Below are 3,704 nucleotides of genomic sequence, written 5' to 3' on the forward strand. Positions count from 1 at the left end.
GTTTGCTATTAAGGTTTGAATGTCATCATTAGTAGTAAATGGTCCAGTAACTTCTATTAAAGGTAAAGCAACTCCTTGGCATAAATCATTAGACTGTTTATCACATCCCATTACCATGACTTCTGCCATATGTAATGATTCATTTTCACCACTCAGTTGAATTCTAACATATCTTCCATCTGCTATGACCCCAAAAGTTTCTTGGAGCCCAGCTTCACCTTCATAAAAAATATCGGTAATACTAGTGTCATTTATTAAATCCTGTAATGATGCATTTACATCATAGGGATTAGCTGATATGAAGATGTGAAAATTATTTAATCTGTTTTGTAATTTATCTGTTCTATTATAAATAATTATTTGCTCAATCTGATTTTGACTACCTAAATCAACTTGCCACCAAGGTTGACTTTGCCCACTAATGGTGTGCTGTAAATCTGCATCCCACGGTGAAGTTCCGACCGTATTGCCATCGACAGCAATACCAGCTACACCATTACCATATGTTGATGACTGACTAGCGGCTTTATTTAAGGCTAGATTGGTACTGTTTTGACAAAGACCATTATCTGAATTTTCATCCAATTGATTTATCCAATCATTGATAAGGCTTACTGCTTCATCGTGAATTTGCCCCTTGGCCAATGGAGGCATGGCAATGCCAGGCTGTGTACTATTCATTCTATGGTATAGAATTGATTTTGAAGCATCCCCTGGAACAATTATTGCTTCTCCTTCTATTCCTAAAGATGTATTTACTCCAGAGGTTAAAAGGATTGTTTCTTGAAGGGTATTTTGTAATCTTAAATCAAATTGAGCTCTATTACCAGTACCTGGTTGGTGGCAATAGGCGCAATTTAAGTCTAAATAAGACCTAGCTTTTTCATCTAAAGTAGCATTTTGGTCGTCAAGTGCTTTGTAAGTTAAAAAGCTAGAAACATCTGAAGCATCTATATTTTCATCTAGAATCCCTAAATGACTCAAGGTTATCAATTGATTACCTGTAGCTCCGGTTTGAGGGTAGGTATAATCAGAGTTTAAATAACGAGTTCTAGGACCTAAGCTCCCTTTTGAAGTGTTATTATGACAAGAGATACATTCACTATTACTTGGATAACGCCAATTGATAGTTTTTGTTCCTCCAGCAGCTAAATTGATATTAATTTGCTCATCAAGACCAAAACTCAATAAATCTGCATCAGTACCCGCAGAATTCCATTTATAGGTCAAAAAATAAAAATTACCATCATTAGCTTTTACCGAAAATCTTGTTTCAAGTCTTCTAGTTAAGGATGGATTATTTTCATCAATGGGCATTTCAAAATGTTTTACTAAAACCGTACCGATTGGAAATTCCCAAACGCCATTTTCAGAAAACTTAATTTGCTCAGCTGGTGTATCATGCGTTCCATCATTGGGAATTGCCATCCACCTTTTCTTTTCTGCTCCGTCCGACCAGAATGATTCTATTAACTCATATGGAATCAAACCTTGAGTGGGAGTTAAACTGTTTAAATCTGAAAAAGCTCCGGTTTCCGATAATTTTTGAGGAACGTTAACAGCATTTGTGGCGGAAGGAACAATCTGATATAAATGAGTATCATTCCCAAATTGCATTATATACAATTCACCATTTGGGTTTTCACCGAATCCAATTACATTCTCTGGGAGAAAATTTGAAATAAATTCATAAGATCCAGTTTGAGGATCAACCGCATAAATTTCTTCACCATCTCCATAATCGGCACAGAGATATTTGCCATATAAAGCTGGGTTTTCAGTACCTCTGTAAACATAGCCTCCAATGATGGCATTCATTTCGCTCCTAGGAAAAGCAACCAGAGGACCTTTTTGAGTCATATCATCGTACATTGGAACACAATTTAAGCCATCTGCATATCCTTCAAAAACAGGCCATCCGTAATTCTCACCTTTGACTACTACATTAATTTCTTCGTGTGTACTTCTACCCACTTCTCCAATAAAAAGCTCACCAGTTAATTGATCTTTTGTTAATCTAAATGGGTTTCTATGACCGATGGTATAATATTCTTCAAAATTATCACCTGTTGCGCTGACAAATGGATTATCATTCGGAATCCAATAACCAACACCAGAAACCTCATCTATTTCTCCTGCATCATCTGGCATCAATCTAGTTGGAGGATGACTTTTTGTAGCGTCTTGATCTACATCTAACCTTAAAACACCGCCATCTAAATTAGAAGTTATTTCCTGGGCTTTTGATGCTCCTGTTTGGTCCCCGGTTGTTAAATAAAGAAAGCCGTCATTTCCAAAAACCATACCCCCACCTCTGTGAGTAGTACCGTACATTCTTAAAACCATCATATCAAGCCTAGAGTTTGGTACAATGGAAATATCATTTACATTAATTTCAAAACGAACTAACTTTAAAAAATTACCCCAGTAATCTTCAGAAAAACAGTTATAATTTCCAGGAAAATCAGGGTATTCTCTCCCAAGACTATCTTCGGTTGTAAACCAAATATAAATGTAGTTGTTATTATTTAACCCGAACTCTGGATGAACTGCAGCACCTAATAAACCACCATCCCAAACTTCTCCTACTTCATCACTCAAATTAATAAGTAGGTTCTTTTGAGTAGTTGTTTCATTATTATCAAACCAATGAAGACTTCCTTCTCGTTGACCGACCATAAATTTATCTACAACAGGAAGGTAACTAAAAGTTGTTGGCGTATTAAACGTAATGTTTGGGAAAGCAACTCGATAAGGGCTCGATGATGGCGGGTCTGCAGGAAATTGTTGGTTTAAAAACGTTCCAATTGGTTCCGGATTTTCCAATCCTGGCGCAAAGAAAAATGGAACAAATGAAATTGATAAAATCCCCAAGGTAATTGCAATAAATCGCAATACCTTAAACCTAAGGTTGATTGGTTTTGTCACACTAAAATTGATTGGTTAAACTGGTTTAAAATAAGATTGCTAGGGGGAGTCTATTTTCGCAATATTATTTGTTTTCTCCAGCTAAATTCTTTTTGTTTTAAAATTACATTATAAACTCCATTTGAGATATTTTTTAGTTCAAACTGCAGGTTTTCTCGATATACAGATTCTATATTCTTTTTTAATACAACCTTACCATTTATATCAGTAACAAAAAGAACGCCTTTTCTTTCAAAAGATTCTGGTAAAATAAGGTTAAATACTTGTTTGCTGGGAACCGGAAAAACAATAAAATCGAAAGAATTTAATCTGCTTATCTGTGAGTCAATATTGTATAAAAACGCTGAACTGGTACTACCGCATCCAATAACCTGAAATTCAGCAATATGCAAAGGTCCATTTCCATCTAACTGCAGTCTAATATACCTGCCAACGATATTCATGCTTATAGTTTCTTGTAAGCCGGCATTGCCGCTAAAGAATTGGTTTACAACATTATTGTCGTCAATTAAGTCTTGTAACGATTGGTTTTCATCAAATGGCGTGGCTGAAACGAAGACATAAAAATTATTCAAACGCTGTTGCAGTTTGTCTGTTCTATTGTAAATTATTATTTCTTCTATAGTACTTAAATTCCCTAAATCTATTTGCCACCATGGTTGGTAATCATTGTCCTGGGTATGTTGTAAATCAGCAGACCAAGGTGAAGTGCCATTTGTGTTGTCATCAATGGCATAAGATGCATATCCAAATCCGTAAGTTGAAGATTGCGAAGC

General features: G+C 35.7%; 2 protein-coding genes. Both read right to left on the reverse strand.

Annotated elements, in window-relative coordinates:
- Positions 1-2,928 (reverse strand): PQQ-dependent sugar dehydrogenase (locus tag RM520_RS15160; RefSeq protein ID WP_311388556.1); only part of this gene is annotated, 2,928 nt, incomplete at its 3' end.
- Positions 2,929-2,978: 50 nt separating this feature from the next.
- The coding region (locus tag RM520_RS15165; protein ID WP_311388557.1) for a discoidin domain-containing protein at positions 2,979-3,704 on the reverse strand (726 nt) is incomplete at its 5' end.

Origin of the sequence: Croceitalea vernalis (assembly GCF_031846405.1) — a bacterium.
GTDB lineage: Bacteria > Bacteroidota > Bacteroidia > Flavobacteriales > Flavobacteriaceae > Croceitalea > Croceitalea vernalis.